General features: G+C 68.6%; 27 protein-coding genes. 19 read left to right on the forward strand and 8 right to left on the reverse strand.

What is annotated here, in order from left to right; all coding sequences use genetic code 11:
• Positions 1 to 11: 11 nt before the first annotated feature.
• Together AB0M14_RS16245 and AB0M14_RS16250 are read right to left on the reverse strand one after the other, a co-directional pair.
• Positions 12 to 494, reverse strand: a complete 483-nt coding sequence (locus AB0M14_RS16245) for a hypothetical protein (RefSeq protein ID WP_364994886.1) — start codon at positions 492 to 494, stop codon at positions 12 to 14.
• Between the two features lie 104 nt (positions 495 to 598).
• A complete protein-coding gene (locus AB0M14_RS16250; RefSeq protein ID WP_364994888.1) occupies positions 599 to 1600 on the reverse strand; it encodes a saccharopine dehydrogenase in 1002 nt (333 codons plus the stop codon).
• A gap of 85 nt (positions 1601 to 1685) precedes the next feature.
• Between AB0M14_RS16250 and AB0M14_RS16255 the strand changes: the two genes are divergently transcribed.
• Positions 1686 to 2267, forward strand: a complete 582-nt coding sequence (locus tag AB0M14_RS16255; RefSeq protein WP_364994890.1) for a TetR/AcrR family transcriptional regulator — start codon at positions 1686 to 1688, stop codon at positions 2265 to 2267.
• A 36-nt stretch (positions 2268 to 2303) separates the two neighbouring features.
• Here AB0M14_RS16255 and AB0M14_RS16260 read toward each other — a convergent pair whose 3' ends face one another.
• Positions 2304 to 2696, reverse strand: coding sequence for a nuclear transport factor 2 family protein (locus AB0M14_RS16260; protein ID WP_364994893.1), 393 nt, complete (start codon positions 2694 to 2696; stop codon positions 2304 to 2306).
• A 92-nt stretch (positions 2697 to 2788) separates the two neighbouring features.
• Between AB0M14_RS16260 and AB0M14_RS16265 the strand changes: the two genes are divergently transcribed.
• The 8 genes from AB0M14_RS16265 (at position 2789) to AB0M14_RS16300 (ending at position 10012) form a co-directional block, all read left to right on the forward strand.
• Positions 2789 to 3394: a TetR/AcrR family transcriptional regulator gene (locus AB0M14_RS16265; protein ID WP_364994896.1), complete on the forward strand. Its 606-nt coding sequence runs from the start codon at positions 2789 to 2791 to the stop codon at positions 3392 to 3394.
• A 102-nt stretch (positions 3395 to 3496) separates the two neighbouring features.
• On the forward strand, positions 3497 to 4678 hold the full coding sequence (locus tag AB0M14_RS16270) for a MoxR family ATPase (RefSeq protein WP_364994898.1): 1182 nt from the start codon (positions 3497 to 3499) through the stop codon (positions 4676 to 4678).
• Positions 4679 to 4695: 17 nt separating this feature from the next.
• A complete protein-coding gene (locus tag AB0M14_RS16275) occupies positions 4696 to 5646 on the forward strand; it encodes a DUF58 domain-containing protein (RefSeq protein WP_364994901.1) in 951 nt (316 codons plus the stop codon).
• On the forward strand, positions 5643 to 6644 hold the full coding sequence (locus tag AB0M14_RS16280) for a VWA domain-containing protein (protein ID WP_364994904.1): 1002 nt from the start codon (positions 5643 to 5645) through the stop codon (positions 6642 to 6644). Before AB0M14_RS16275 ends, AB0M14_RS16280 begins: the two co-directional genes overlap by 4 nt.
• A 99-nt stretch (positions 6645 to 6743) precedes the next feature.
• Positions 6744 to 7460 (forward strand): 3-oxoacyl-ACP reductase FabG1, encoded by a 717-nt coding sequence (fabG1, locus tag AB0M14_RS16285; RefSeq protein ID WP_364994906.1) that lies wholly within the window; start codon positions 6744 to 6746, stop codon positions 7458 to 7460.
• Positions 7461 to 7520: 60 nt separating this feature from the next.
• Positions 7521 to 8360, forward strand: coding sequence for an NADH-dependent enoyl-ACP reductase InhA (gene inhA, locus AB0M14_RS16290; RefSeq protein WP_194813858.1), 840 nt, complete (start codon positions 7521 to 7523; stop codon positions 8358 to 8360).
• Between the two features lie 2 nt (positions 8361 to 8362).
• A complete protein-coding gene (locus AB0M14_RS16295; RefSeq protein WP_364994910.1) occupies positions 8363 to 9424 on the forward strand; it encodes a ferrochelatase in 1062 nt (353 codons plus the stop codon).
• A 66-nt stretch (positions 9425 to 9490) separates the two neighbouring features.
• A complete protein-coding gene (locus AB0M14_RS16300) occupies positions 9491 to 10012 on the forward strand; it encodes a hypothetical protein (RefSeq protein WP_364994913.1) in 522 nt (173 codons plus the stop codon).
• Positions 10013 to 10021: 9 nt separating this feature from the next.
• On the opposite strand, the gene AB0M14_RS16305 is transcribed toward AB0M14_RS16300, so the two are convergent.
• Positions 10022 to 10840, reverse strand: a complete 819-nt coding sequence (locus AB0M14_RS16305; RefSeq protein ID WP_364994915.1) for a hypothetical protein — start codon at positions 10838 to 10840, stop codon at positions 10022 to 10024.
• 72 nt (positions 10841 to 10912) lie between these two features.
• The gene (locus AB0M14_RS16310) at positions 10913 to 11740 is read right to left on the reverse strand and encodes a DUF3097 domain-containing protein (RefSeq protein WP_364994918.1); all 828 of its coding nucleotides are present in this window, start codon (positions 11738 to 11740) and stop codon (positions 10913 to 10915) included.
• A gap of 70 nt (positions 11741 to 11810) precedes the next feature.
• Between AB0M14_RS16310 and AB0M14_RS16315 the strand changes: the two genes are divergently transcribed.
• The 5 genes from AB0M14_RS16315 to AB0M14_RS16335 all read left to right on the forward strand — a co-directional run bounded on the left by AB0M14_RS16315 (position 11811) and on the right by AB0M14_RS16335 (position 16932).
• On the forward strand, positions 11811 to 12242 hold the full coding sequence (locus AB0M14_RS16315; RefSeq protein ID WP_364994921.1) for an NfeD family protein: 432 nt from the start codon (positions 11811 to 11813) through the stop codon (positions 12240 to 12242).
• Positions 12242 to 13516, forward strand: coding sequence for an SPFH domain-containing protein (locus AB0M14_RS16320; RefSeq protein WP_364994924.1), 1275 nt, complete (start codon positions 12242 to 12244; stop codon positions 13514 to 13516). The genes AB0M14_RS16315 and AB0M14_RS16320 overlap by 1 nt, the downstream gene beginning before the upstream one ends.
• 160 nt (positions 13517 to 13676) lie before the next feature.
• Positions 13677 to 14912 (forward strand): fused response regulator/phosphatase, encoded by a 1236-nt coding sequence (locus AB0M14_RS16325; RefSeq protein ID WP_364994927.1) that lies wholly within the window; start codon positions 13677 to 13679, stop codon positions 14910 to 14912.
• Complete coding sequence (locus AB0M14_RS16330; RefSeq protein ID WP_364994930.1) at positions 14909 to 16495, forward strand: ATP-binding protein; 1587 nt, start codon at positions 14909 to 14911, stop codon at positions 16493 to 16495. Before AB0M14_RS16325 ends, AB0M14_RS16330 begins: the two co-directional genes overlap by 4 nt.
• Positions 16492 to 16932, forward strand: coding sequence for a response regulator (locus tag AB0M14_RS16335; protein WP_364994933.1), 441 nt, complete (start codon positions 16492 to 16494; stop codon positions 16930 to 16932). Before AB0M14_RS16330 ends, AB0M14_RS16335 begins: the two co-directional genes overlap by 4 nt.
• A 4-nt stretch (positions 16933 to 16936) precedes the next feature.
• Here the strand turns inward: AB0M14_RS16335 and AB0M14_RS16340 are convergent, their stop codons facing one another.
• On the reverse strand, positions 16937 to 17302 hold the full coding sequence (locus tag AB0M14_RS16340) for an STAS domain-containing protein (protein ID WP_364994935.1): 366 nt from the start codon (positions 17300 to 17302) through the stop codon (positions 16937 to 16939).
• Between the two features lie 171 nt (positions 17303 to 17473).
• On the opposite strand from AB0M14_RS16340, the gene AB0M14_RS16345 reads away from it, so the two are divergent.
• Positions 17474 to 17920: an ATP-binding protein gene (locus AB0M14_RS16345; RefSeq protein WP_364994938.1), complete on the forward strand. Its 447-nt coding sequence runs from the start codon at positions 17474 to 17476 to the stop codon at positions 17918 to 17920.
• 3 nt (positions 17921 to 17923) lie between these two features.
• On the opposite strand, the gene AB0M14_RS16350 is transcribed toward AB0M14_RS16345, so the two are convergent.
• On the reverse strand, positions 17924 to 19024 hold the full coding sequence (locus tag AB0M14_RS16350; protein WP_364994941.1) for a 4Fe-4S binding protein: 1101 nt from the start codon (positions 19022 to 19024) through the stop codon (positions 17924 to 17926).
• Positions 19025 to 19196: 172 nt separating this feature from the next.
• Here AB0M14_RS16350 and AB0M14_RS16355 point away from each other — a divergent pair, with 172 nt between their 5' ends.
• The 4 genes from AB0M14_RS16355 (at position 19197) to AB0M14_RS16370 (ending at position 24713) form a co-directional block, all read left to right on the forward strand.
• Positions 19197 to 20486, forward strand: coding sequence for an ABC transporter substrate-binding protein (locus tag AB0M14_RS16355; RefSeq protein WP_364994944.1), 1290 nt, complete (start codon positions 19197 to 19199; stop codon positions 20484 to 20486).
• Complete coding sequence (locus AB0M14_RS16360) at positions 20483 to 22372, forward strand: hypothetical protein (protein WP_364994946.1); 1890 nt, start codon at positions 20483 to 20485, stop codon at positions 22370 to 22372. Before AB0M14_RS16355 ends, AB0M14_RS16360 begins: the two co-directional genes overlap by 4 nt.
• On the forward strand, positions 22372 to 23991 hold the full coding sequence (locus tag AB0M14_RS16365; protein WP_364994949.1) for a tetratricopeptide repeat protein: 1620 nt from the start codon (positions 22372 to 22374) through the stop codon (positions 23989 to 23991). Before AB0M14_RS16360 ends, AB0M14_RS16365 begins: the two co-directional genes overlap by 1 nt.
• A gap of 104 nt (positions 23992 to 24095) precedes the next feature.
• Positions 24096 to 24713 (forward strand): hypothetical protein, encoded by a 618-nt coding sequence (locus tag AB0M14_RS16370; RefSeq protein WP_364994951.1) that lies wholly within the window; start codon positions 24096 to 24098, stop codon positions 24711 to 24713.
• Between the two features lie 69 nt (positions 24714 to 24782).
• On the opposite strand, the gene AB0M14_RS16375 is transcribed toward AB0M14_RS16370, so the two are convergent.
• Complete coding sequence (locus AB0M14_RS16375) at positions 24783 to 25667, reverse strand: SDR family NAD(P)-dependent oxidoreductase (protein WP_364994954.1); 885 nt, start codon at positions 25665 to 25667, stop codon at positions 24783 to 24785.

Here is a 25667-nt window from a genome sequence, read left to right on the forward strand (position 1 = left end):
TCGGCAACGGGTCAGTAGCCGAAGTCGGGGTTGCCGGTGCAGCCGCCCATGCCCGCGCAGGTGGCCTTCCAGTCGACCTTCCACAGGCCGTCCTCGCGGATGTAGGTGTAGGTCCCGCTCGACGCGGGGAAGCCCGCCATCACACCGGACATGTTCGCGGTCATGGTGTTGCCGGTGATGCTCTTCGACGTCCCGCGCAATTGGATGGAGAGGAAGTCGTAGACCCCGCCCTGGGACAGGATGCCCTGCAGTGCCGGGCCGACCGAGGCGCCGTGGTAGCTGACCTCTTCCTTCGCGCTCATCGGCAGATTCGGGTTCCAGAGCGCCGCGAACTGCCCCGCGATCGCATCCAGCGACGGATCCGCGTCCCGGAGGTAGAGGTCCGCGACAGTCGCGTCCCGGACCGAGCGGTCCGCGAGCGCGGGGGTCGCGGTGCCGACGGTGAGCAGACCGGCAAGAGTCAGGGCGGCAAGCAATCCGGCGATTTTCCTCATGACAACTTCCTTCGCGGACGGCGGGGACGGTGCGGCGCCGGGAACGCTACCCGTCGTAATTAGGGTAGTCAAACCTAACTTGGCACCGCCCCGGCCGAGGTGCCTCAGGCTCCGACGAACATGCCCCCGATCTCGGTTATCCGCTCCACTGCGTAAGCCGGATCGTGCAGTCCCTCGGGAGTATGGATGCCAGGCGCCAGCGCCTCACCCCGCAGGCCGAGCATCCGCTCGACACCCAACGCGATGGCGAGCGCGGTCAATGGGCGCTGGCCTGCGGGGTGCGAGAGGTGGTGCGTGGTCGCCAACGGCGCACCTTCTGGATCGGCGCCTTCCAGGTCGATGCGGAGCTCGGTGGACGCGGCGGCGCCGTGGCGTCTGCCTGCGGATTCGCCGATCGCCAGGTCGAATCGGACGTTTGGTGCGCCCGTCGCGAGCGCGAGACTCGGTACGTCGAGAATGCCGACGCTCTGGGCGGACAGCGGGGTGCCGTCGAGGCCCGCCACTTCGGTCTGCGCCTCGGATTCGGAGATCCAGGTGAAAACGCCGTCCCGGCGGACCAATCCCGCCGCGGTGACGGTGGCCCAGCGCTCCAGGTCCGCCAGGCCCGCGGGTCCACCCGCATCCAATTCGTCCAGTACCGCGCCGATCCGGACGGAATCGATGCGGGCGAAGGCGCGGGCCGCGTGCAGAGTCGCGACGACGCCGAGACCGGCGAGGTAGTGGCTGGCGACCAGAATCGGGGCCGCGTTCGCCTGGTGGGCGCCCGCGACGACCTCCGGCGCGATATCGAGCAGGCCGCTGGAGATGCTGAGGTAGGGGAGCCCGTGGGCTTGCGCGTAGCCCAGGCCGTTGAGGCGGTTGTCCCAGACCGTCGCCACCACCGCCGAGTAGTCGCGGTCGCGGGGTAGGCCGAGATCGGCGCGGGCCAGATCGATGGTCACCGCGTCGGCGGTGCCGAGCCGGTCGGCGACGCGCTGTGCGCGCTCGAGATTCCGGCCCGCGATGGTCAGCGGCAGCCCCGGATGCCACCGGCGCAGGAGGGCGGCCGTATCCGAACCTGCTTGGCCCGAACCGCCCATGATCAGAACTGATTTCGACTGCTCCACGGTGTGTCCTCTCGCATGACCAATAAGCTACATTTTGTAACCTACATTTTGTAGCTAAACTTGGGCGAGAGCGCAAGGAGGATCGATGCCCACACCATCGCAGCGCCTGTCCAAGCAGGCGCGGCGCGAACAGTTGCTGGATACCGCCATGGCGATCGTGCGCGGCCGCAGCACCGATGAGCTGACCTTGCAGACCCTGGCCGAGGCCGCCGGGGTCAGCAGGCCGATCGTGTACGACCACTTCGGCACTCGGCCCGGCCTGTTGTTCGCGCTGTATCAGCGGCTCGAGGAGCGGCATCGCTCGGCGACGGAGCAGGCGTTGCGGAACGCGGGCGGGAGCCCGGGGGAGGTCGCCGGCGTCATGAGTGCCGCGTACTTCGCGTGCGCCACCGACATGCCGGAATTCACCGCGATCTCGGCCGCGCTGAAGGGGAGCCGCGAAATGGAGCTGAGCCAGCGGGAGATGCTCGACGCCTACACCGCGTTGATGGCCGACGCGCTGCGGCGGCATTCGGATCTCGGGATCGAGGAGCTCCGGCTGCGCTGCGTCGGCGTGCTCGGGGCGGCCGAAGCGATAGCCGCGGAGCTGAATTCGGGGCGGATCACCGCATCGGTCGCGGTCGCGGCGCTGACCGATCTGATCGTGGGCGGGGTGACCGCCCGGTAGCAGGCACGACGCACCTGCTACCGGTGGCTTTTCCGGCTAGGCGCTAGCCGGTGGGGTCAGCGCTGCCTGCATGGCCACCCCGTCGACGTAGGTGTGCTTTTCGAGCACCTCGCCGTCGGCGACCAGCACCAGATCCATGATGTCCACGTCGACCACGTTTCCGGCCACCGAGGTGCCCGACAGCGTCCACTGGACGGTCCAGAAATCGTCGCCGACGCGCAGGTTGACCAGATGGAAGGTCAGGTCGGGGACCAGGGCGAAGTTGGCCGCGGCGGCGGCGCGGATCTCGTCGCGGCCACGAGCGGGCTTGCTGCCGGAATGCAGATGGAAGATCGAATCGGCGGCGTGCAGCTCGGCGATGCGGTCGGGATCGCGGTCGGCCCAGCAGGCGTGGTAGCGCTCGAACAGGTCTCTGGTGGCTTCGGACATCTCGGAATCCTCCCAATATACAAACAGTCTGACTGTATGTTCCGTCACGGCGCTGTTTACGGTCAAGGGGTGCAATAGACTTCGACGTCGCCATGAACGCAGACCGCCGCACCCAAGCCGAACGCTCGGCCTCGACCCGCGCCGCCGTGATCCGCGCCGGGCGAGAACTGTTCGGCGAGCACGGGTACGGCGCGGTGAGCACGATCGCCGTCGCGGCGGCCGCGGGCGTCAGTCGCGGCGCGCTCTACCACCAGTTCGCCGACAAGCGCGACCTGTTCGAAGCGGTCTTCGAAGATCTGGAACGCAGCGTGGTCGGCATGATCAACGACGCTGTCGGACAGGCTCGAGCTCCCGACCCGCTCGCCGGGCTCCTCGTGGGCTGCCTGGCCTGCCTGCAAGCCTCGACCGCGCCGGACGTGCAGCGCATCGCGCTGCTGGACGGGCCCGCCGTGCTGGGCTGGCCACTATGGCGCGAGATTCAAGGCCGGCACACCACCCGCCTGGTGGAAGACGCGCTGACCGCGGCCATCGACGCGAACCAGGTGCGCCGCCAGCCGGTGCGCCCGCTGGCGCTGGTCATCGTGGGAGCGCTCGACGAGTGCGCCCGGATTCTCGCCCATTCCGAGGACGTCGCCGCCGACACGGTGGTGGTTCGCGGCGTCGTCGAGCAGATTGTTTCCGGGCTCGCGCTCGACTAGAAAACATTACGAATTCCCGTGAGAGCGGAGCCGGTTGCGGCAAGTACCGCCATTCAATGGAATAGTTGGTGCAGCACGCACAGGACCAAAGCGAAAGCGGGGATGTTGGTGACTTCGACGGACAGTGTGAGTGGGGCGAACTTGGCGAAGGATGCGCCGGAGCCCCCGTCGGGCACCCTGGAACGTGACGTCCAGACCCTGGAGAAGGCGATCTACGAGGTCAAGCGGGTGATCGTGGGCCAGGATCGCCTGGTCGAGCGCCTGCTCGTCGGTGTGCTCGCGCGCGGCCACGTGCTGCTCGAGGGTGTGCCCGGCATCGCGAAAACCCTTGCGGTGGAAACCTTCGCGAAGGTGGTCGGCGGCTCGTTCTCGCGGGTGCAGTTCACCCCCGACCTGGTGCCCACCGACCTCGTCGGTACCCGCATCTACCGGCAGGGCCGGGAAGAATTCGACACCGAGCTCGGCCCGGTCGTCGCGAACTTCGTGCTCGCCGACGAAATCAACCGCGCGCCCGCCAAGGTGCAGTCGGCGCTGCTCGAGGTGATGGCCGAACGGCACGTCACCATCGGCGGCAAGACCTACCCGATGCCGAACCCGTTCCTGGTGATGGCGACGCAGAACCCGATCGAGAGCGAGGGCGTCTACGCCCTGCCCGAGGCGCAGCGCGACCGCTTCCTGTTCAAGGTGGTCGTCGACTACCCGTCGGTCGAGGAAGAGCGCGAGATCATCTACCGGATGGGCGTCACCCCGCCGGAGGCCAAGGCGATTCTCGAGCCCGAAGAGCTGATCCGCCTGCAGAAGGTCGCGGCCAACACCTTCGTGCACCACGCGCTGGTCGACTATGTCGTCCGCGTGATCGCCGCGACCCGGACCCCGGCCGAATTCGGCATGCCCGACGTGGCGAGCTGGATCTCCTACGGCGCCTCGCCGCGCGCCAGCCTCGGCATCATCGCCGCCGCCCGCGCGGTCGCGCTGATCCGCGGCCGCGACTACGTGGTGCCGCAGGACGTCGTCGAGGTCATCCCGGACGTGCTGCGGCACCGTCTGGTGCTGTCCTACGACGCGCTGGCCGACGAGGTCACCCCGGACGACGTGATCAAGCGCGTGCTGCAGACCGTCGGCCTGCCGCAGGTCGCGCCGCAGGCGGTGGCCCCCAACGCCGCGCCCGCCCCGGCGCCGGCCGTGCCCGCGGCCCCCAACGCCGCCGCGTCGCAGAAGATCCCGCAGCCGCCGCAGGCCGCCCCGGCGATGTCGCAGGCGTCCGGCAACAACCAGCCCAAGTGACGGCAGCACGAGCAGCGATGGCATCCCATGCTCCACCGTCCTTCCGCGCGGGCGAACTGACCGACCCGAAACTGACGGCGGCGCTGAAAACCCTGGAACTGACCGTGCGCCGCCGCCTCGACGGCGTGCTGCACGGTGATCATCTCGGGCTGATCCCCGGCCCGGGTTCGGAACCGGGGGAGGCGCGCACCTATCAGCCGGGCGACGATGTGCGGCAAATGGATTGGTCGGTCACCGCCCGCACCACGCATCCGCACGTGCGGCAGATGATCGCCGACCGCGAGCTGGAGACCTGGATGGTGGTCGACCTGTCGGCCAGCCTGGACTTCGGCACCGCGAACTGCCAGAAGCGCGATCTCGCGATCGCGGCGGCCGCCGCCATCACCCACCTCACCAGCGGCGGCGGCAACCGGATCGGCGCGGTCGTGGCCACCGGCGAACAGCTGGTGCGCATGCCCGCGCGCAGCGGCCGGGTGCACGCGCAGTCGCTGCTGCGCGCCATCGCCACCACCCCGCACGCCCGCGACGGCGTGCGCGGCGACCTGCTCGGCGGCATCGAATCGCTGCGGCGGCCGCAGCGCAAACGCGGTCTGGCCGTGGTGATTTCCGATTTCCTCGGCGACATCAACTGGCAGCGTTCGCTGCGCGCCATCTCCGCCCGGCACGACCTGCTCGCGGTCGAGGTGCTCGATCCGCGCGATCTGGAACTGCCCGACGTGGGTGATGTGGTGCTGCACGATCCGGAGACCGGCCGCACCCGCGAATTCAGCGTGACGCCCACGCTGCGCGCCGATTTCGCGGCCGCCGCCCAGCGGCATCGGGAACAGGTCGAGCAGGCGCTGCGCGCCTGCGGCGCACCGGTGCTGACCCTGCAGACCGACCGGGACTGGATCGCCGACGTGGTCCGGTTCGTGTCCACCCGGCGCCACAGCTTCGGCGCCCCGAGCGGACGGGCCCCGCGTCAGTGAGTATTTCGCATTTCACCGCGCTGATCTGGCTCGGTTTCCTCGCCGTGATCGCGCTCATCCTGCTCGGCTATGTGCTGGTACAGCGCGGCCGGCACAAGCGCATGCTGACCTTCTCCAATATGGAGTTGCTGGAGAAGGTCGCACCCGCGCGGCCCTCGCCGATCCGGCATGTGCCGATCGCGCTGATGCTGGTCGGGCTGGTGCTGCTCACCATCGCCGCCGCCGGGCCGACCGCGGTCAAGAAGGTGGCGCGCAACCGCGCGACGGTCATGCTGGTGATGGACGTGTCGCTGTCCATGCAGGCCACCGATGTGCAGCCGAGCCGGTTGCAGGTGGCGCAGAAGGCGGGCAAGGAATTCGTCGACGGCCTGCCGCAGGGACTCAACATCGGATTCATCACCTTCGCGGGCACCGCCTCGGTGATGGTGTCGCCGACCGTCGATCATGAAGCCGTCAAGGTGGCTATCGACAATGTGCGCTTGGCCGAGCGCACCGCGACCGGTGAAGGCATCTTGACCGCGATCCAGGCGATCGAGACCCTCGGGACCGTGCTGGGCGGCGGGTCCGAACCGCCGCCGGCCCGGATCGTGCTGATGTCCGACGGCAAGCAGACGGTGCCGTCGTTCGAGGACGTCGACAATCCGCGGCACGAGTTCGTCGCCGCCCGCCTGTCCAAAGCCAAGAACATCCCGATCTCGACGATCTCCTTCGGCACCGACTGGGGTGCGGTCGAGATTCCGCGCGAGGGCGGCGGCCAGGACGAGGTGAAGGTTCCGGTCGACAACGAAGCCATGCGGGAAGTGGCGAAGCTCAGTGGCGGCGAGTTCTATACGGCCTCCTCCTTGCAGGACTTGACCAGGGTGTACGACACCTTGGAAGAGCAGATCGGGTTCGAACTGACCCGCGGCGACGCCAGTCGCCCGTGGCTGTTGTTCGGCCTGCTCATCACTTCCGCCGGTGTGATCACCGGACTGCTGCTGCGCCAGCGTCTTCCGTAATTTCGCGTTGCTCGCATTGTGGGTTGACACAATGCGAGCCCCGAAAGTCTGGGGTGCCCGGGCGATGACGCGCGAACTCGAACAGATAGGTTGAAGCCCATGTCGAACATCACATCCCGGTCGGTCCTGGTGACCGGCGGTAATCGCGGCATCGGTCTCGCGGTCGCGCAGCGCCTGCTCGCCGACGGCCACAAGGTGGCCGTCACGCATCGTGGATCGGGGGTGCCGGACGGGCTGTTCGGCGTGAAATGCGATGTGACGGATACGGAATCGGTCGACGCCGCGTTCACCGAGGTGGAAGCGCATCAGGGACCGGTCGAGGTGCTGGTCGCCAATGCCGGCATCACCGACGACACGTTGCTCATGCGGATGACCGAAGAGCAGTTCGAGAAGGTCATCAATGCCAACCTGACCGGCGCTTTCCGCTGTGCCAAGCGGGCTAATCGGGCGATGCTGCGGGCCAAGTGGGGCCGGATGATCTTCCTCGGCTCGGTCGTCGGCATGATGGGCCAGGCGGGGCAGATCAACTACGCCTCCTCCAAGGCCGGCGTCATCGGCCTGGCCCGCTCGGTCACCCGCGAGCTCGGTTCGCGCAATATCACCGCGAATGTCGTGGCTCCCGGTTTCATCGAAACCGATATGACCGCGGACCTGCCGGACGATATGAAGGAAATGGTCGAGAAGTACATCCCGCTGCGGCGGGTCGGCCAGCCCGAGGACGTCGCGGCCGTGGTCAGCTTCCTGGCCTCGGAGGACTCGCGCTACGTCTCCGGCGCCGTCATTCCGGTCGACGGCGGCATGGGCATGGGCCACTGAGCCCCGCTGCTCGAACCCCCTAGTCCGCAAGAACTTTCAACGAGGAGAACCGACCAACCCATGAGTGGACTGCTCGCCGGCAAGACCGTCCTCATCACCGGCATCATCACCGATTCCTCCATCGCTTTCCACGCGGCCGCGGTCGCGCAGGAGCAGGGCGCGAAGGTGATCATCACCGGTATTCCGGAGCGGCTGCGGCTGATCGACCGGATCGCCAAGCGCCTGCCGCAGGAGGTGCCCCCGGCGATCCCGCTGGATGTCACCAGCGAAGAGAACCTGGCCGAGCTGGCCGGGAAGCTGCGTGAGCTGGCGCCCGAGGGCATCGACGGCGTGCTGCACTCGATCGCGTTCGCGCCCAAGACCCTGATGGGTCCGGACGCGGTGTCCTTCCTGGACGCGCCGGGCCCGGACGCGGCGCGGTCCTTCGAGATCTCCGCCTGGTCCTACGCCTCGCTGGCGCGCGCGGTGCTGCCGGTGATGAACGAGCGCGGCTCCATCGTGGGCATGGACTTCGATCCGCGCACCGCCATGCCGTACTACAACTGGATGGGCGTGGCCAAGGCCGCGCTGGAGTCGGTGAACCGGTATGTGGCGCGAGAGGTGGGCGAGGCCAAGAAGATTCGCTCCAACCTGATCGCCGCGGGCCCGATCAAGACCCTCGCCGCCAAGGCCATCGCCGGCACCGCCACCGACGACGCCAAGCAGCTCGACATGCTCAACACCTACTGGGACGGCGCCTCCCCGATCGGCTGGGACGTCGACGACCCGCGCGCGGTGGGCAAGTCCATCTGCGCGGTGCTGTCGGATTGGCTGCCCGCCACCACCGGTTCGATCATCTACGTCGACGGCGGCGCCTCGCACAACACCTGGCTGCCGACCGACGGTTTCGGCGCGAACTAGCCATGGCCGTGGCCGCCGACGCACTACTAGTCCTGTCCTTCGGCGGCCCGGAGCGCCCCGAGGACGTCATGCCGTTCCTGGAGAACGTCACCCGGGGCCGGGGGGTGCCGCGCGAGCGCCTCGAGGAGGTCGCGCAGCACTACCTGCACTTCGGCGGCGTCTCGCCGATCAACGCGCTCAACCTGGCGATCATCGCCGCGGTCGAGGGCGAATTGGCGGCTGCCGGCCTCGAGTTGCCGGTGTACTTCGGCAACCGGAACTGGCATCCGATGGTGGAGGAGACCGTCGCGCGGATGGCCGCCGACGGTATCGGTTCCGCGCTGGTGTTCCCGACGTCGGCGTGGGGCGGATACTCGGGCTGCCTGCAATACCAGGAGGACATCACCAGGGCCCGTGCGGCTTTCGGTGACACGGCGCCGGAACTGGTGAAACTGCGGCAGTACTTCGATCATCCGCTGTTGATCGAGTCCTTCGCCGACTCGATTCGCGCTGCGGTGCAACAGATTCCGGCGGACCGGCGGGACCGTGTCCGGCTGGTCTTCACTGCCCACTCGATTCCGGTCTCCGCCGATGTCGCCGCGGGCCCGCCCGCCGACGGCGGTCACCTCTACAGCCGCCAGGTCGCCGACGCGGCCCGATTGTGCGCCGCCGCAACCGGATTCGACGACTACGACGTGGTGTGGCAGTCGCGCTCCGGCCCGCCGCAGGTGCCTTGGCTGGAACCCGACATCGTCGATCATCTGGAAGTGTTGTCCGGCAAGGGCGTCGACGCGGTCGTGGTGTGCCCGGTCGGCTTCGTCTCCGATCACCTCGAGGTCATCTGGGACCTGGACAACGAGGCGAAGGACAAGGCCGCTGAACTCGATATGGCCTTCGCCCGCGCCGCCACCCCCGGCACCGACCCGCGCTTCGCGCAGCTGGTCGTAGAGCTCGTCCGGGAACAGCTCGGTGCCGCTGACGTGCGCCGCCTCGGCGCGGTCCCGGGCTACGGCTGCACGCCCAACGGCGCGCCCTGCGCGCCCGGCTGCTGTGCCCTCACCCGCCCGGCGCGAACAACCTCCTGATGCGTTAGCATCGGTGCGTTCCTCGGCCTTTGGGCCACAGCTCTTTTCGACGGGGGAGGCCCATCGTTGTTCGGTGATGTCCTGGCCAATGCCAATCTGCTAGCCGTGCAGACACTGCAGCTGACATCGGTCACGGAGACCTTCGAGGCGCGCCGGGGCGGTGGCGGCGGCAGTAGCAGTTCCTGCAATCCCGAATATGAGGATTGCGACGACAACGACTGGATCCTCTGGCTTTTCCTGGCGATCGTCGTGGCCGTCGCGCTGTTCTTCCTGATCCGCTTCATCATGCGCCAGCAGTCGAACCGGCCGTCGCCGCCGCCGTACCAGCCGCCGCAGCAGCAGTTCGGCCAGCAGCCGTATCAGGCGCCGCAGCAACAGTTCCCACAGCAGCAGTACGGTCAGCAGCCGCAGTACGGCCAGCAGACTCCGCAGCAGGGTTATCCGCAGCAGCAGCCCTACGGTCAGCAGCCGCCGCAATATCCGCAACAGGGTTATCCGCCGCAGGGCTACCCGCAGCAGGGTTATCCGCCGCCGCAGGGCTATCCGCAGCAGGGCGGCTATGCGCCGCAGCAGTACCCGCCGCGCTGAATTCGCCTACTACTGCCCGCCGCGGGCCGCCGCGTGCACAGCGACCAGGCGGGCCGCGCGGATTGCGTTCCAGAGCGGGCGCAGCAGGTCTTCCTGAGCGTTGATCGCGGTGGCCGAGGTCGGGGAGGACGCCGGTTCCCGTTGCGCCACCGTGAGAATCGCGGCCACGTGGTCGGCGGTGTCCAGGATTCTCCTGGCCCGCAACGGGATCGATTCCGGGTAGTCGTGGCGGGAGTAGGCGGCGAGTTCGGCCTCGATGAGCTCGCGCGGGTCGGCGTCGGAATCGCCGCCGACCGCGGTGGTGTGCAGTTTCATGAGGGCGTCGGCCGCGTCGCGGACCGCCTCCCGCATCGTGTATTCCGCTTCGCCGAGCGACATTTCGTCGACCGGGGCGGGCGGAACCGGCGCGGTATAAACAGTCCACCGCAGCGAGTTGTCATCTTCGAGGTATGGGATCAGCCCCGTGCCTTCGCTCCCGGGCACGCCGATGAGCAGCCCCTGTTCGGCCTCGATGGCGTCGGCGGCGAATTCGGTGCCGATCGGCAGCCCGCGCACGTCACCGGGGACCGGCAGCACCAGCCGCAGCTGGGCGCCGGGCGCGGCCATGGCTTCGCGAATCACCTTCAGCAGGGCCATGACTCCGCTGCCGGCGGTGTTGCCGTGCGCCGACCACGGCAGGTCGGTGCGGCCGCCGGTGATCGGGTCGCCCGCGGCGATGGTGTGGCGCGGGGCCCAGGCGTGTAGTGCCTCCAGGATGTCGTCGGGCGCGCTGGAACCGGCCAGCCAGGAGCCGGCCCACACCGTCAGAGTGGCACTAGGAGAGCACATAATTATCGAGCATAAAGGGTCCGCGCTACTGGTGGGCGGCGCCACCACAACCCTCGTGAGCTGCCCCCTTTGTTACTCGGGTTCTGTCACGAAGTCGATCAGCCGTTCCACCGCGCCGATCAAGGGCGACTCCAGGTCCCGGAACGAATCCACCGCGTTGTAGACCCGCCGCCAGCCCTCCTGCGGCGTGCCCCAGCCGAGGCGGCGGCAGATACCGGTTTTCCAGTCCTCGCCGCGCGGCACGACCGGCCAGGCCTCGATGCCGACGGCGGCCGGGCGCACGGCCTGCCACACGTCGACGAAGGGGTGCCCGGTGACCAGCACGTGCGGCCCGAGCCCGGTGGTCAGCTGGGTTTCCTTGGAGCCGGTGACCAGATGATCGACCAGCACGCCGACCCGCTGGCCCGGACCCGGCTCGAAGTCGGTGAGCCGCTGCGCGAGGTTGTCCAAACCCTCGAGGTGTTCCACGACAACGCCTTCCACGCGCAGATCGTGCCCCCAGACCCGCTCGACGAGTGCGGCATCGTGGACGCCCTCGACCCAGATCCGGCTGCCGCGCGCCACCCGCGCACGCAGGCCCTCGACCCGGGTGGATCCGGACGCCGAGCGCGTGGCCTGCTTGGGCGCGGCCGCGGCGGGTTTGATCAGCGTCACCGGCTCGCCGTCGATGAGGAAGGCCGCCTCCCGCATCGCGAACAGCCGGACCGCGCCGCGCGCGTCCTCGAGTTTGACGAACTCGCCGTCGTAGCTGCGGTCGAATCCGACTACGGCGCCGCAGAATCCGGTCGCCGCGTCCTCGACGACGAGGTCTGGCTCGGCCGGCACGGTGGGCACCGCGCGCGGCTTGGCGCGGGAGTGTCCGGAGAAGATGTCGCCGCCGTAGATATCGCGTCCGCTCACCCCGCTGAAGCTAGCACCGACGCCCCGGTATCCGCCTCCGAGATCATCACCGGCGGCCTACAGTGGTGGTGTGGCCGCAATAGTTTGGCTGGTCGCGGGTGTGCTGCTCGCGGCGGCCGAGATGCTCACCGGTGATTTGACCTTGCTGATGCTCGGCGCCGCCGCGCTGGGCACCGCGGGGGCGAGCGCCGCGCTGGACACCTCGGTGGTCGCCGATGCCGTGATCTTCGGCGTGATCTCGCTGTTGCTGCTACTGGGGTTGCGGCCGATGTTGCGGCGCAAATATGGTGCCCCGCCGATGATTTCGACGAACGTGGATGCGCTGCTGGGCAAGGAAGCCCTGGTGCTGGAGCAGGTCGGCGCGCACGCGGGCCTGGTGAAGTTGGGTGGTGAAACCTGGACGGCGCGGCCGATGGATCCGGCCGAGGTCTACGAGCCGGGGACCACCGTGAGTGTCTGGAAGATCGACGGCGCCACCGCCGTCGTGTGGAAGGGGCCCTAATGGCTTTGCTCATCGTCGCCGCCGTCCTCGTCCTGCTGTTCGTGGTCGTGGTGTTCAAATCGATCGCGCTGGTGCCGCAGGCCGAGGCCGCCGTGATCGAGCGGCTCGGCCGCTACCAGCGCACCGTCTCCGGTCAGCTGACCTTCCTGGTGCCCTTCGCGGACCGGATCCGTGCCAAGGTCGACCTGCGCGAACGCGTCGTGTCGTTCCCGCCGCAGCCGGTGATCACCGAGGACAACCTGACGCTGCACATCGACACGGTGGTGTATTTCCAGGTCACCAGCCCGCAGGCGGCCGTCTACGAAATCAGCAACTACATCGCCGCGGTCGAGCAGCTCACCGTGACCACGCTGCGCAACGTGGTCGGCGGCATGACCCTCGAGCAGACCCTGACCTCCCGCGACCAGATCAACGGCCAGTTGCGCGGCGTGCTGGACGAGGCCACCGGGCGCTGGGGCCTGCGGGTCGCCCGCGTCGAGCTGAAGAGCATCGATCCGCCGCCGTCGATCCAGGAGTCGATGGAAAAGCAGATGAAGGCCGACCGGGAGAAGCGCGCGATGATCCTCACCGCCGAGGGCCAGCGCGAATCCTCGATCAAGACCGCCGAGGGCGCCAAGCAGGCGCAGATCCTGTCGGCGGAAGGCGCCAAGCAGTCCTCGATCCTGGCGGCCGAAGGCGAACGGCAGAGCCGGATCCTGCGCGCCCAGGGTGAACGCGCCGCCGCCTACCTGCAAGCGCAGGGTCAGGCCAAGGCCATCGAAAAGGTCTTCGCCGCAATCAAATCCGGCAAGCCGACCCCGGAACTGCTGGCCTACCAATACCTCCAGACGCTGCCGATGGTGGCGCGCGGCGACGCCAACAAGGTGTGGCTGGTGCCCAGCGATTTCGGCAAGGCCCTGGAGGGGTTTGCCAAGAGCTTCGGTACCCAGGGCGAGGACGGCGTGTTCCGCTACGAGCCGCCGGAATCCGATGGTTCCGAGTCCAAGGTCGAGGACGATTCCGACGTCGCCGACTGGTTCGACACCGCACCGGACCCGGCGATCGAGAAGGCGGTGCGCGACGCGGAGGCCACCGCCCGCGCTTCGGTCGAGGGCTACAGCCTCTCGCCCGGCCGCGCGCCGCAGCCCTCGCCGCATCAGCAGGTGCTGCCGGAGTCCGAGGAGCCGCCGCAATTGGAGAAGAAGCAGTCGCCGGAGCCGAAGCCCGAGCCGGCGCGGGAGGAGCGCCCGGGCTACGGCCGGCCCTGGCAGCCGCCGGAGAATTACCGGCAGTAGACAGACCGGTCCGACCCGCCCGATCGTCATGCGAGACAATGCATCAGAGGATCGCGCCGGATGTGAAATAACCCACGCATAGTCTGCGCGATGCTGGGTATGACGCCTCTCGGCTCAGGCCTCGATCTGACCACCCGCATGAGAAAGGGGCCGTTGGCCGATGCTCGACGACCGGCGCGCGCAGCGCGGAGACCTCGACCGCCCGGTCGGAGTCGGATGGGACCGGGAAGCGACGCTGCTGCTGGTCGAGGACGATCCGGCCGACGCGCTGCTGGTGGAGGAACTGGTGGCCGATGTCGGCCCCGGTTTGCGTCTGGAGTGGGCGCGGTCGCTGGCCGAGGCCGCCGAGCGTCTCGGCGCGAGCGTCCCCGACTGCGTGCTCCTGGATCTGCACCTGCCCGACGCACAGGGCCTGGAAGGACTGGCCCGGGTGCGGGCCTGCGCCGACGAGGTCGCGATCGTGGTGCTCACCGGTTTGGATCAGGAGCAGACCGGGCTGGCGGCGGTCGCGGCGGGCGCCCAGGACTACCTGGTCAAAGGCCGGGTCGAGCCCGAATTGTTCGGGCGCGCGGTGCGCTACGCGATTCAGCGTAAGCAGGCCGAGCGGGCAACCGCCGAACTGCGGGCCAGCCAAATGCGGGCGCGGGAGAACGCGCGCCTGGAGCGTGGCTTGTTGCCGACGCCGCTGCTGCACGGTCCGCGCCGGGTGGACGTGGTCGCGCGCTACCGCCCCGGTCGCGCGCAGTCGCTGCTCGGCGGCGACTTCTACGACGTGGTGCAGCTGCCGGACGGCACCGTGCACGCGGTGATCGGCGACGTCTCCGGGCACGGCCCCGACGAGGCGGCTACCGGCGTCGCGCTGCGCCTGGCCTGGCGCACCCTGGTGCTCAGCGGTTTCAGCGGCACCCAGCAGCTGGCGCTGCTGGAGCAGATGTTGCTGGCCGAGCGCACGGGGGACCAGACCTTCGTGACCGCGACGACATTGGTGTTGTATCCCGACGAGCACCGGGTACAGATCATCCGGGCGGGCCATCCGGGCCTGCTGCTCTGCTCCGCCGAGGGCGTGGACTGGTTGGAGGTGCCGGGCGGTCCCGCGCTCGGGTTCCTTCCGGGACAGGTGGTGTGGACCACCTACGATCTGCCGCTGCCGGTCGGCGGCGGACTGGTGCTGTTCACCGACGGCCTGTTCGAAGGCCGCGTCGGCCCGGGCTCCGAGCGGCTCGGCGAGGAAGGACTGCTGGAACTTGCGCGCACCCTCGCCGGACGCGCGCCGGCGGAGTTCGTGGACGAGCTCATCGACCGCGTCGAGCTGGCCACCGGCGGCGGCGACGGCTGGGACGACGACCTCGCCGTCATGTATCTGCACTGGACCACAAGGAGTTCCGAAAACCGATGACACTCTCCCCCGAGCGACCTCGCGGCGCCGGCCGGCTCACCGTGCAAGGCTGGTTCCAAGTGGTGCTGGCTTCGATGATCCTGCTGGCGGCCGTCGGCACCATTCTGGGTGCGCAGGTGATCAGGGAGACCAACGCGGTCACCGATCGGCTGCTGAACAAGTCCCTGCCCGCCGCCGCCGAGACCTACCGGCTGCAGAGCGCGCTGGTCGATCAGGAGACCGGGCTGCGCGGCTACGCCATCGCCGGGGACCGCGAGCTGCTGCTGCCTTACACCCAGGGCAAGGCGGACGAAGCGGCCGCGATGGCCCGGCTGCGCGACCTGCTCGCCGGACGCGAGACGCTGCTGGCCGAGCTGGACGCGGTGGAGGAGACCGCGCAGTCCTGGCGCTCCGACTACGCCGAGCCGGTGGTCGGCACCGCGGCCGTGGGGCCGGTCTTCGCGCCGAATGTGGTGCGCGGCAAGGAGATCTTCGACACGCTCCGGTTGCGTTTCAATACCCAGAACGCGGGCGTGTCCGCCGTGATCGCGGCCGATCGCGAGGAGCTCTCGCAGACCCGGCAGCGGCGCGATCTCGTGCTGGGCGGGATCGTCGCGGGTTTCGTGCTGCTCGGTGTGGTGATGCTGATCCTGGTGCGCCGCTTGGTCGCTCGGCCCCTGAGCTATCTGGAGAACGGGTCCGCGCGCGTCGCCGGCGGCGATTTCGATCATCACATCGCCGTGCACGGCCCCGCCGATCTGGCCACCGTCGCGCAGTCGGTGGAGGCCATGCGCCGCCGGATCGTCGAGGAGCTGGCCGCCTCGCGCGACCAGGAGGCGGTATTGGCGCAGCAGGCAGCCGATTTGGACGTGCAGACCATCGAATTGCGCCGCTCCAATGCCGAGCTGGAACAGTTCGCCTACGTCGCCTCCCACGATCTGCAGGAGCCGCTGCGCAAGGTCGCCTCGTTCTGTCAGCTGCTGGAGAAGCGCTACGGCGACCAGCTCGACGAACGTGGCAAGCAGTACATCGATTACGCCGTCGACGGCGCCAAGCGCATGCAGGTGCTGATCAACGATCTGCTCACCTTCTCCCGGGTCGGCCGGATCAACGACAGCAATGTGCCCACCGACCTGCGGCAGACCCTGGACAAAGCGCTGGGCAACTTGGCGACGGTGGTGGAGGACGCCGACGCGCGGATCGAAGCGCCCGAGAACTTGCCCGAGATCCTCGGCGATCCGACGTTACTGACCATGTTGTGGCAGAACCTGATCGGCAACGCCATCAAGTTCGCCCGGCCCGGCGAGGCGCCGGTGATCCGCATCGAATGCGAAGCGGGACCGCCCGAGTCCGGCGGCTGGCAGTTCAGCGTCGCCGACAACGGGATCGGCATCGCCCCGGAGTTCGCCGACAAGGTGTTCGTGATCTTTCAGCGGCTGCACAGCCGCGACGAATACAGCGGCACCGGGATCGGTCTGGCACTGTGTAAGAAGATCGTCGAGTTCCACGGCGGCACCATCCGGATCGACACCGGATACACCGGCGGTACGCGATTCTGCTTCACTTTGAATCCGGCTGTCATCGACGAAGGAGTTCCCGCATGAGTCTTCCCGGCCGCCCGATCGACATCCTGCTCGTCGAAGACGATCCGGGCGATGAACTGATGACCCGGGAAGCGTTCGAGGACAACAAGATCGGCAATACCCTGCATGTCGCGCGAGACGGCCAGGAGGCGCTGGACTTCCTCTACCGGCAGGGCGTGCACGCCGAGGCGCCGCAGCCCGATCTCATCCTGCTCGATCTGAATCTGCCCCGATACGACGGCCGGCAGGTGCTCGAGAAGATCAAGTCCGATCCGGACCTGAGCCATATCCCGGTGGTGGTGCTCACCACCTCGGCCGCGGAGGAGGACATCCTGCGCAGCTACCGCCTGCACGCCAACGCGTACGTGACGAAGCCGGTCGACCTGGACCAGTTCGTCGCCGCCATCAAGCAGATCGACGATTTCTTCGTCCAGGTCGTCCGGCTTCCTCCGCGCTGACCAGCTAGCCGGCGGTGGGTTTGCCCACCGCCAAGGCGTCCTTCAGGGAATCGAACACCGCCAGCATGTTGTCCAGCCCGGTCAGCTCCATCGGCCGCCGGGCCGCATCCGTCGCGACGATCCGCAGCTCGGTGTCCGGATAGGACCGGGACGCACCGAGCAGCACACTCAGGCCCGCGGACCCGAGGAACCCGACCTCCGACATATCGACGACCAGCGTCGCCGGAGACGTACGCAACACATCGTTCAGCCCGGCCTCCAGTTGCGGCGCGGACGCCATGTCGATCTCGCCGCGCACCGCCACGATTACTGTGGCCGCTTCCGTCCGCGATCCGATCTCGAGCGACCCCGGGGCACTTTCAGCACTCACTGTCCACCTCCTGTGACGCGTAACTCCGCGGTGAACTTACCCCATCGCGTCCGGTCTAATCGCCAACCGCCGATGCGCTCCAAGGCATTTCCCGGCGGTGGTTCAAGATCGCGCGCGGAGGTATGTCCGTCGGGGAATCGGGTATGTCTACATCGAGCAGGGAGGTGACCCATGACGAATATCCACCGACCAGCGCCCTTGGACCTGAGTTTCCCCGCCGAGCCCACCCGGCTGGCCGAGGCCCGCCGTGCGCTCCGACAGTGGCTGGCCGAGCGCGCAATCGGTGCCGAGCAGGCCTACAACATCCTCGTCGCCACCGACGAGGCCTGCGCGAACGCCATCGAACACGGCTGCCGCGACCGTCGCGACGGCTCCGTCCGCCTGCGCGTCTCCGCGGAATCGCACTACCTCCGCGTCACCGTTCGTGACAATGGCCACTGGAAGACCCCGGCTACCAAGCACGACAACTATCGCGGCCGTGGCCTGACCTTGATGCGCAACCTGATGGACCAGGTCAACGTCCAGCCGACGCCGGGCGGTACCACCGTCGACATGCACACCAAGCTCCCGGAGCCGGCCCGAAGATCGGCCGGCGCACACGGCTTGGTCGCGCACTGACGGTCAGTCGGCTGGGTCGCGTGGTCTGGGGCGGGGGCCGATGGCGTCGAGCAGAGCGTTGACGTCGTCGCCGAAGCCGTTGCCGACCCGTTTGACGGATTTGTTGGGGAAGCGTTTGGTGGCGTGTTCCTCGGCGGCGGATCCTTCGAGGACGTAGACGGGTTCCGGTTTGTTCTGCAGGGGCCGCACGACCTCGTCGAGGTGCTGTTTGCGGCTGTCCAGGAAGGGGCCGATGACGTCCTCCCCGGCCGGGCAGACGGCCATGCAGTAGCCGGCTTTGTAGTTCGGTTTGAAGGACAGGCTCTGCCACATGGAAAAGGATTCGCCGCGGGTGACGCGCTCGTTGTATTCGGCGCGGCTGTCGCTGTCGGCGACGGTTTCGGCCCAGTCGGTGAAGCCGCCCATGAATTCCCGGTAGTTGTGGGTGTAGCAGGCCTGGAAGTCGAAATTGTTCTCCATGATGGCGCCGACCGGACAGGCGGAGATGCAGAGTTTGCATTCCAGGCAGGGGTTGTAGTCCAGGGCGGCGGTCGGCTCGTCGATCACGGCGTCGGTGACGACGGTGCCGAGCAGGATGAAATTGCCGAACTTCGGGTGAATGACGTTGCGGTGTATGCCCATCACGCCGAGACCGGCGGCCTGGGCGATCACCTTGTGTTCGAGCACCCAGATCCGGCCGGGGAACTGATCGACCTCCATCGGGTAGCCGGGCGCGGGATAGACCGCGCGATAGCCCGCGTCCTGGAGTGCCCGGGTGATCCGGCGCGACACCTCGTTGGTGTCGTCGTCGGCGTGATTGAATTCGGCATTGGCGAGGCTGCGCTGCGGAGCCCGCAGGTTGTCGCGGTTCATTCGCACGCAGAATGCGATGTAAGTCGCTGCGCTGGGCAGGATTCCGCGCGCGTGCTCCAGTTCCGCGGCCACGCTCGGATGCTCGACCGAGACGAAACCCGCATCATCGGCGCCGGCCGCGAGACAGATCTCCCGCAGCCGCGCCGCCTCGAGCACCGGCGGTGTCGTCCGCTCCCGCTCGCGCATCTTCACGACGGTCGGATGATCCGCCAGCCGTCGCTGACCCGTTGGTTCGTTGTCCGGTACCGACATCGGCCCTCCTGGTATCGCTGAGACCGATCCGGTCCCATGCAGATAAGACCGCACGGCGCCGCGAAACTCATCGGCACGAATTCTTTTGGCGCGGAAAGTGTGTGGCGTCGATCTTGCCCGGCGGCGCGGTGCGATGGGCAATACTGGGCGAGGAGCTGCGATACGGGGTGATATGGGGAGCAGACGAGCCTTCCTCCGAGCGAGCGCGATCATGCCGCTGGCTGCCGCCTGCGCTCCGGAGGTGCTGCTCGGCCAGTCGGGCGTGGTGCGGATCGCGGTGCCGTGGAGCGGATCGGAGCTGGCGGCGTTCCGCGGCGTGCTGGCGGGCGTGGCCGGTAGTCAGCCGGTGGAGGTGATTCCGCTCGGCGACGAGATCGAGACGGCGTTCGCCGCCGGCGGGCAGACCGCGCCCGACATCGTGATGCTGCCGCGGGCGGGGCGGATCGACGATCTGGTCGCGAACGGGAAGCTGCTCCCGGTGCCCGAGACGCTGTGGGCCGGTGAATATCCGGACTACTGGCGTCCGCTGCTGACGCACGACGCGAAGCTGTACGGGGTGCCGTTCAAAGTGGCCGATAAATCCATGATCTGGTACGACCGCGAGGCGGTCGAGCGATACCGGCTCGGCGATCCGGAATCGTGGACGCTCGCGTCTTGGACCGAGGACGCGATGGGCAAGCTGGCGCGCACCCCGAGCCGGCTGCTCGCCCTGGCGGGCGCGGACGGCTGGGTGCTCACCGACTTGTTCGAGAACATCCTGCGTTCGGAGAACCCGGACGCCTACGACCTTTTGGCAACCGCCCGCGGCGACCGAGACTGGAGCATCCCGGGCGTGCCGGAAGCCTTCGGGCACTTCGGCACCCTGTGCGGCGATCAGCATTCCTTCCCGGGCGGTGTCGGTGCGAGCTTGACCCGGCAGTTCCCGGACGCCGTGCGCGAGGTTTTCGAGCGCCGCAACGCGGTGCTGGTCGTCGCGCCGGACTTCGCGGAATCGGTGGTGCGCCGCAGTATTCGCCGCGCCGGGCGGCCCGACAGCGTCGTCGGCATCGCCGAGTTCCCGCGGGTCGCCGCCGGCAAGGATCGGCCGCATGTCATCGGCGGCGACATCATCGTGCTGACCCGGGCCGCCGGCGCGGCAGCCCAGACCATGGTGGCCAAGCTGGCAGCTCCGCGCGCGCCGCTGGCCTGGATCCAGGAGCACGGCGGATTCCTGGCCGCGAACAAGCTGACGCCACCGGCCTATTCGGAGTGGCTGCGACCGCGGGCGGCGGCGCTCGCCACCCGCGGCGACAGTCTCGCTTTCGAACTCTCCGACCGGATCGGCGTCGTCGGTGGGCGAAACGGGCTGTGGCGCATCCTGACCGAGTTCCTGGTCGCGGTCGGTGACGGCGGCCCCACCCCGGTGGCGCTCGCGACCGATAGAGCTATCGCCGATCTGAACAAGCTGGAACGGCAGCGATGAGCCAGACACCGAGCACCGAGCCGAAACTCACGATCCACGGGCTGGAGCTGGAGCTCGCGACCCGGCGCATGCGCGGACCGCTCGTCCCCGGGCGGCCACCGTGGCAGTGGCCCGCGTGGGCGGCCCGGATTCCGGCCATCGTGCTGATCGTGGCCTTGCTGGTCGCGCCGTTCCTGTGGACCGTGGGGATCGCGGCGATCGACAATCCGCCCATGGTGCTCGGGTGCGTCCTGATCGTCGCGGGAGTGGCCGGATTACGAGGGGTCTACCCGGTTGGGGCGGCGTGGAATTGGCGCAACGGCGGATCGGCGGCCGTCCTGCTCGTCGTCGCGGTATCCGGTCTGCTGGTCACCGGCTGGGCCCTGCGTGAGATCGGCCTGTGGTCGTATGTCCGGACGGTGCTCTACGGCGTCGGCGGGGTCGCGCTGGTCTTGGTCTTCGGTCTTGTGCTCGCGTTTCCCACCCGGCGGATGCGGTGGTTGTGGCTGCCGCTGCTGGTGGCGTTCGGAATTTCGGCGCTGGTGTCCGGAGTCGCGTTCCGGCTCGTCTTCCAGCGGCTGGGCAGCGGAATCGACAGCCTGTGGGGATACCAGGCGCTGTTCGTCTGCATGCTCGGCTCGGCGTTTCTGTGGACCTGGCTGGGATTCGCGGTCGGCGCGTTCCGCGCGGGCCTCCGCGCGCTCGAAGCAGACCCGGCGAATTCGGAGTTCCTGGAATGGCCGGGGTGGAGCGGCGCGTTCGGCTTCGGTAAGAAGTTGCTGGAGTTGCTCTCTCCGGTGGTGATGGTGGTCGTTCTGGTGGTCGCCGTCGCCGCCGCGCGGGTCTTCGACATCGTGCTGATCGGTGTGCCCGGATCGATGCAGCACCAAGTGGACACCGCGACCGTGCAGTGGTGGCGGCTGGCGACCGAGGCGGAACCGGGTGTCGCCGCGGCGTACTCCTTGCCGCTGGTCGTGCTCGTCGGGTGTGTGGCGTGGTTTCTGCGGACGCACATCGGGGCGCAGCGCCGGAGCCTGACGGCAGTGCCGGAACCAGGCGCGGAGATCGTGCGCGATCGACCGAGGCGGCGGTCGACGATCGTGGTCGCGCTGGTGTCGGCGCTGGCGCTGGTTCCCCTGCTCGCACTGGCCGCCGCCAGTCTCGGATTGCCGGACGATGCCGGCCTCGCGGCGCTGAGCCGGGCGCTGCGCGACGCGGCGCTGTGGCGGTCGCTGGCGACCACCGCGGTGGTCGCAGGCACCGCGACCATTCTGGTTGTCGCGCTGGCGGTTCCGGTCGCACATCAACTGGCCGCCTGGGAGCCGGAGGATCCGGTCGACTCGACGGGTCACTGGGTGCTGCGGCGCCTGCGCAAGCTGAAACCGCATGCCCTGCAAGCGGGAATGGTCGCCGTGGTGGTGCTGGCCGTGCTTCCGGTGCAGAGTTATCTCGGCCCGCTCGATCTGTTCCTCGAGGAGCACGGGCTCTCCGGCACCCGGGTGCCGCTGGTCGTTTTGCATGTCGCCGCCGGACTGCCGATCTCGATTCTGATTCTGCGTGGCGCGCTGCTGGCGAAAAAGGGCAGCCCGGAGGCAGATACGCTGCGCGGACTGGCGAGCCCCGGACAGATCCGGGTGCGGGTGCGCCGGGCGGCGGGCCCCGCGCTCGTGGCGGTGGCGGTGCTCGAATTCGTCCAGGTCTGGAACGATTTCGTGGTCGGGCTGATGATCAGTGGTGCGGGCGCGAGCCCGTGGTCGCTGCTGCTGTGGGGCGAGGCCCGCCAGTTCAGCGAGAACATCGGCCAGCTGGCGGCCGGGGCGTTGCTCTCGTCCGTGCCGCCGGTCGTGCTGGTGCTGATCACCTGGCGCCGGTGGTTGCTGCCGGGGCTGATCGGCAAGGTGCTGTGATGAGTGCGCCCCAGTCCAGCGCCCGGGACGACGACGAACCCGCCGCGATCGGGCTCACGCGGTCCTCGGTCTGGCGGCAGACCGTGGCGGCGGCGTCGCTGATCGGCACCGGCGTGGTGACCAAGTTGCTCGGCGACATGATGGTCAAGTCGCTCACCGAGGACTCCTTCCTGGCTACCCTCGGCCGCGCGCTCTCGGGTCTCTGGCTGGCGCTGCTCGCGGTGGCGGCGGTGTTCGCGCTGTATCGGTGGACCGAGAGCCGACGCGAGAAGCGGCGCGCGGCACGGGAAATCGAGCTGATTCAGCAGCTCGTACCACCGGGCCCGATCATCTACCCCCCGGCGCATGATTGTCCGCAGTCCGCGCAGGACAGCGACCTGGGCGACTTGACGGGCTCGTACCGCGAGCTCGCGGCGGCATTGCGGGTACTGCCGTTCGAGGAGTACGACCCCGCTGTGCTGCTGGCGATAGTCGCCGCGGTCGCGGAGACGGCGGTGCCCGCACCGGGGGCACAGGACGCGGTACCCGAGGCCGTCCATGCGCTGCTGCGGAAGCTGGTCGATGCACGTGTGCTCCATCTCGGCGGACGGCAAGGCTACTGCGCGGGCCCGAGGGCTGCGCCTTCGGCGCAGGACCGCGCGGCTGCCGAGCAATCGCGCGCGTGGCGGGTGACGGTTTCGGTGCTATTGCACCACTGGTCGGAACTGGCGGGGCTCTGGGCGCTCGGGCTGAACCACAGTGACCTGGCGGAGGGTGCGCGACGGTGGTTCGAGTACCGGGAGACCTTCCTGTACGCCTTGGCCGAGGAGGCCGCGCGGGCGGGCGACAAGGTTCCCCGAGACGCGATTCCAGCCGCCGCTCGGCTGGTCGATGCACTCGACGTGTGGCAGGCGGCGATCGGGCGGCCTGCCTACCGGGTGCGGGTCACCGGCTGGATGTCGCAGCGGCTCGACGACAAGCGTCTGGCGTGGATGCGCGCGGGCCGACTCAACGAGCGCCCGCGGTATCGCAGTCGATTCCTCGTGCTGCCGGGGCGCCGGGCGCGGAAACTGCATCGCGCGGCCCTCGACGATCTGGTGCGAGTAGCGAATTCCGCGCCACCGGGCTCGGCGCCCGCGGCAGGGAGTTTCGATCCGGTGGTGGGCAAACTCACCCGGGTGTGGTGGCGGCTGCCGCGCACCGACCTGTCCGGAGAGGTATGCACCGCGATCAACTTGGCGATCACGCATATCTTGCAAGGCCGCTACGACGCGGCCGACGACCGGCTAGGGCTGGCCGAATCGCTCGCCGAGCGCGGCGATCCCGGGGGGCTGGCGCACACCTACGAGATCCGGGGGTGCCTGTATTGGGCGCGCGGTGAATCGCGCCAGGCTTTGAGCTGGTGGATGCGGGCGTTCGAGGCCTATCAGCCGCTCGCCGACGGGCTGGGCGCGAGCCGCTGCCGCAAGCACATGGGCGCAGCGCTGCGGGAAGCCCCACAGCATGCGGGCGTAGTGTGGGACATCGACCGGGACGGCGACCCGACGCTCGACCGGGTGCGGGCGAAAGCCGATGCGTGGGTGGCCGAGGCGACCGAGCTGCGCGCAGCCGTCGAGCGCTTGGGTTCTGCGATCCCTTAGTTCCGTTGTGGTGCTTGATATTACGGTTTCGCATCCGAGTAACGCCGCGCTGAGCCCGATCGATGAACAGCACAGTTCGTCGGGGTGTTTCCGGAGGAGGCGACATGAAGTCCTTGGGGATGACGATCGCGGCGATGGCAGCGGTCGTGGGTCTGGTGGGATGTGGCGGCGAGTCCGGTACTGCCGGGTCAGCGTCGGGGACGAAAGGGGTGGCCTCGCCCGCCGAACCCAGTGCGCCGGCGCCCGAGCGTTCGCCGACGGCCGCACCCGCGACGACGCCGCTCCCTACCAGGAACGACGCGACGGTAGACGCTCGGGACTACCAGATCGGCGACAAGTTCTACTTCCAGTCGCCGAGCGGAAACATCATGTGCGGGTTCATCAACGACGACAACTTCGGCACCGGCTGTCAGTTGAAGGATGCGAAGGTGATCCCCGCGCAGTTGCAGCCCCGCTGCGACAACAGCCCGGCCCGGAAGGTCGGCGCTCATCTGCAGGGCTCCAGCGCCACGTTCATCTGCCTGAGTCAGGGGATATTCGTGGGCTTCCCGGAGTACCCCGGCTCCGACGGCGGCTCCCGCGAGGGCGGCGGCAAGGTGCTGAACTACGGCGACACCCTCATCGTGCGGGGGACGGCCTGCACCTCGTTCACCACGGGCGTGCGCTGCGACCAGGGCGGTCACGGGTTCTTCCTCGCCGCGGACCAGCAGTCCCTGTTCTGAGCCGGACCACCATGCGGTGGCGCCGGGTTGTCGCCGGCTTTCCGGCGCCGCCGCATGGTGATCATTCATTCAGCTGGTGCGCACTGCGCGAGCGGCCCAGCGCTCCAGGAGTTCGATCGAAAACGGCTGCGTCATCCGGCGATTGATGCCCGGCGCGACGCGCAGCAGGAAGTAGCCGAGCCAGGCTTCCGGCCGCACCGGCACGATGGCGAGGTCGTAGCGGACCGCGCGCTGCACCGCCCGGGCCACCTGGTCCGGGCTCAGCGGATCGAACGGCAACCGCGCCGCGGCCTGCTGGAGGCGGCGGGTGAACTCCTTGCCCCGGGCCACCAGGTCCGGATCGACGCCCACCAGCTCCGCGTGCTCGCCGATATTGGTGTTGATCACGCCGGGACAGATCGCGCTCACCCCGATGCCCTTCGGCCCGAACTCCAGCCGCAGGCATTCGGTGAGCATCTTCACCCCGGCCTTGGACACCGAGTACGCCGACATCACCGGTGTCGGGGTGAACGCGGCCGCCGACGCGATATTGACGATGTGGCCGTGCTTTCCGGCTTCGATCATCTGCTGTCCGAAGGCCCGGCAACCGTGTACGACGCCGAAAAGGTTGACCGCGAGCTGCTTTTCCCAATCCGCGGGCGTCAGGTCGACGAACGCGCCCGACACGGCGATGCCCGCGTTGTTGACCAGAACGTCCGGAACCCCTTGTGCGGCACGGACTTCGCGGGCGAAGGCGGACCAGGCGTCGGCGTCGGTGACATCGAGCCGGGCGGCCGAGGCACGGCCGTGCCGATCCTGGATCAGCTCCACGGTTTCCTTGGCCGCCGGCAGATCGATATCGGACACGATCACGTGCGCGCCGGCCGCGGCGAAGCGCAGGGCGGTGGCGCGGCCGATACCGCTGCCCGCGCCCGTGACCACCACCAGGTCGGGGTGAATGGTGTTGAGTTTCAT

This window comes from Nocardia sp. NPDC051832, assembly GCF_040681285.1.
GTDB lineage: Bacteria > Actinomycetota > Actinomycetes > Mycobacteriales > Mycobacteriaceae > Nocardia.

Coding starts and splice junctions, on each gene's coding strand:
- AB0M14_RS16365 (WP_364994949.1), top strand. CDS start 22,372: ATGAGTGCGCCCCAGTCCAGCGCCCGGGACGACGACGAACCCGCCGCG.
- AB0M14_RS16255 (WP_364994890.1), top strand. CDS start 1,686: ATGCCCACACCATCGCAGCGCCTGTCCAAGCAGGCGCGGCGCGAACAG.
- AB0M14_RS16275 (WP_364994901.1), top strand. CDS start 4,696: ATGGCATCCCATGCTCCACCGTCCTTCCGCGCGGGCGAACTGACCGAC.
- fabG1 (WP_364994906.1), top strand. CDS start 6,744: ATGTCGAACATCACATCCCGGTCGGTCCTGGTGACCGGCGGTAATCGC.
- AB0M14_RS16350 (WP_364994941.1), bottom strand. CDS start 19,024: ATGTCGGTACCGGACAACGAACCAACGGGTCAGCGACGGCTGGCGGAT.
- AB0M14_RS16355 (WP_364994944.1), top strand. CDS start 19,197: ATGGGGAGCAGACGAGCCTTCCTCCGAGCGAGCGCGATCATGCCGCTG.
- AB0M14_RS16245 (WP_364994886.1), bottom strand. CDS start 494: ATGAGGAAAATCGCCGGATTGCTTGCCGCCCTGACTCTTGCCGGTCTG.
- inhA (WP_194813858.1), top strand. CDS start 7,521: ATGAGTGGACTGCTCGCCGGCAAGACCGTCCTCATCACCGGCATCATC.
- AB0M14_RS16360 (WP_364994946.1), top strand. CDS start 20,483: ATGAGCCAGACACCGAGCACCGAGCCGAAACTCACGATCCACGGGCTG.
- AB0M14_RS16260 (WP_364994893.1), bottom strand. CDS start 2,696: ATGTCCGAAGCCACCAGAGACCTGTTCGAGCGCTACCACGCCTGCTGG.
- AB0M14_RS16305 (WP_364994915.1), bottom strand. CDS start 10,840: ATGTGCTCTCCTAGTGCCACTCTGACGGTGTGGGCCGGCTCCTGGCTG.
- AB0M14_RS16265 (WP_364994896.1), top strand. CDS start 2,789: ATGAACGCAGACCGCCGCACCCAAGCCGAACGCTCGGCCTCGACCCGC.
- AB0M14_RS16325 (WP_364994927.1), top strand. CDS start 13,677: ATGCTCGACGACCGGCGCGCGCAGCGCGGAGACCTCGACCGCCCGGTC.
- AB0M14_RS16370 (WP_364994951.1), top strand. CDS start 24,096: ATGAAGTCCTTGGGGATGACGATCGCGGCGATGGCAGCGGTCGTGGGT.
- AB0M14_RS16270 (WP_364994898.1), top strand. CDS start 3,497: ATGTTGGTGACTTCGACGGACAGTGTGAGTGGGGCGAACTTGGCGAAG.
- AB0M14_RS16330 (WP_364994930.1), top strand. CDS start 14,909: ATGACACTCTCCCCCGAGCGACCTCGCGGCGCCGGCCGGCTCACCGTG.
- AB0M14_RS16320 (WP_364994924.1), top strand. CDS start 12,242: ATGGCTTTGCTCATCGTCGCCGCCGTCCTCGTCCTGCTGTTCGTGGTC.
- AB0M14_RS16335 (WP_364994933.1), top strand. CDS start 16,492: ATGAGTCTTCCCGGCCGCCCGATCGACATCCTGCTCGTCGAAGACGAT.
- AB0M14_RS16345 (WP_364994938.1), top strand. CDS start 17,474: ATGACGAATATCCACCGACCAGCGCCCTTGGACCTGAGTTTCCCCGCC.
- AB0M14_RS16375 (WP_364994954.1), bottom strand. CDS start 25,667: ATGAAACTCAACACCATTCACCCCGACCTGGTGGTGGTCACGGGCGCG.
- AB0M14_RS16295 (WP_364994910.1), top strand. CDS start 8,363: ATGGCCGTGGCCGCCGACGCACTACTAGTCCTGTCCTTCGGCGGCCCG.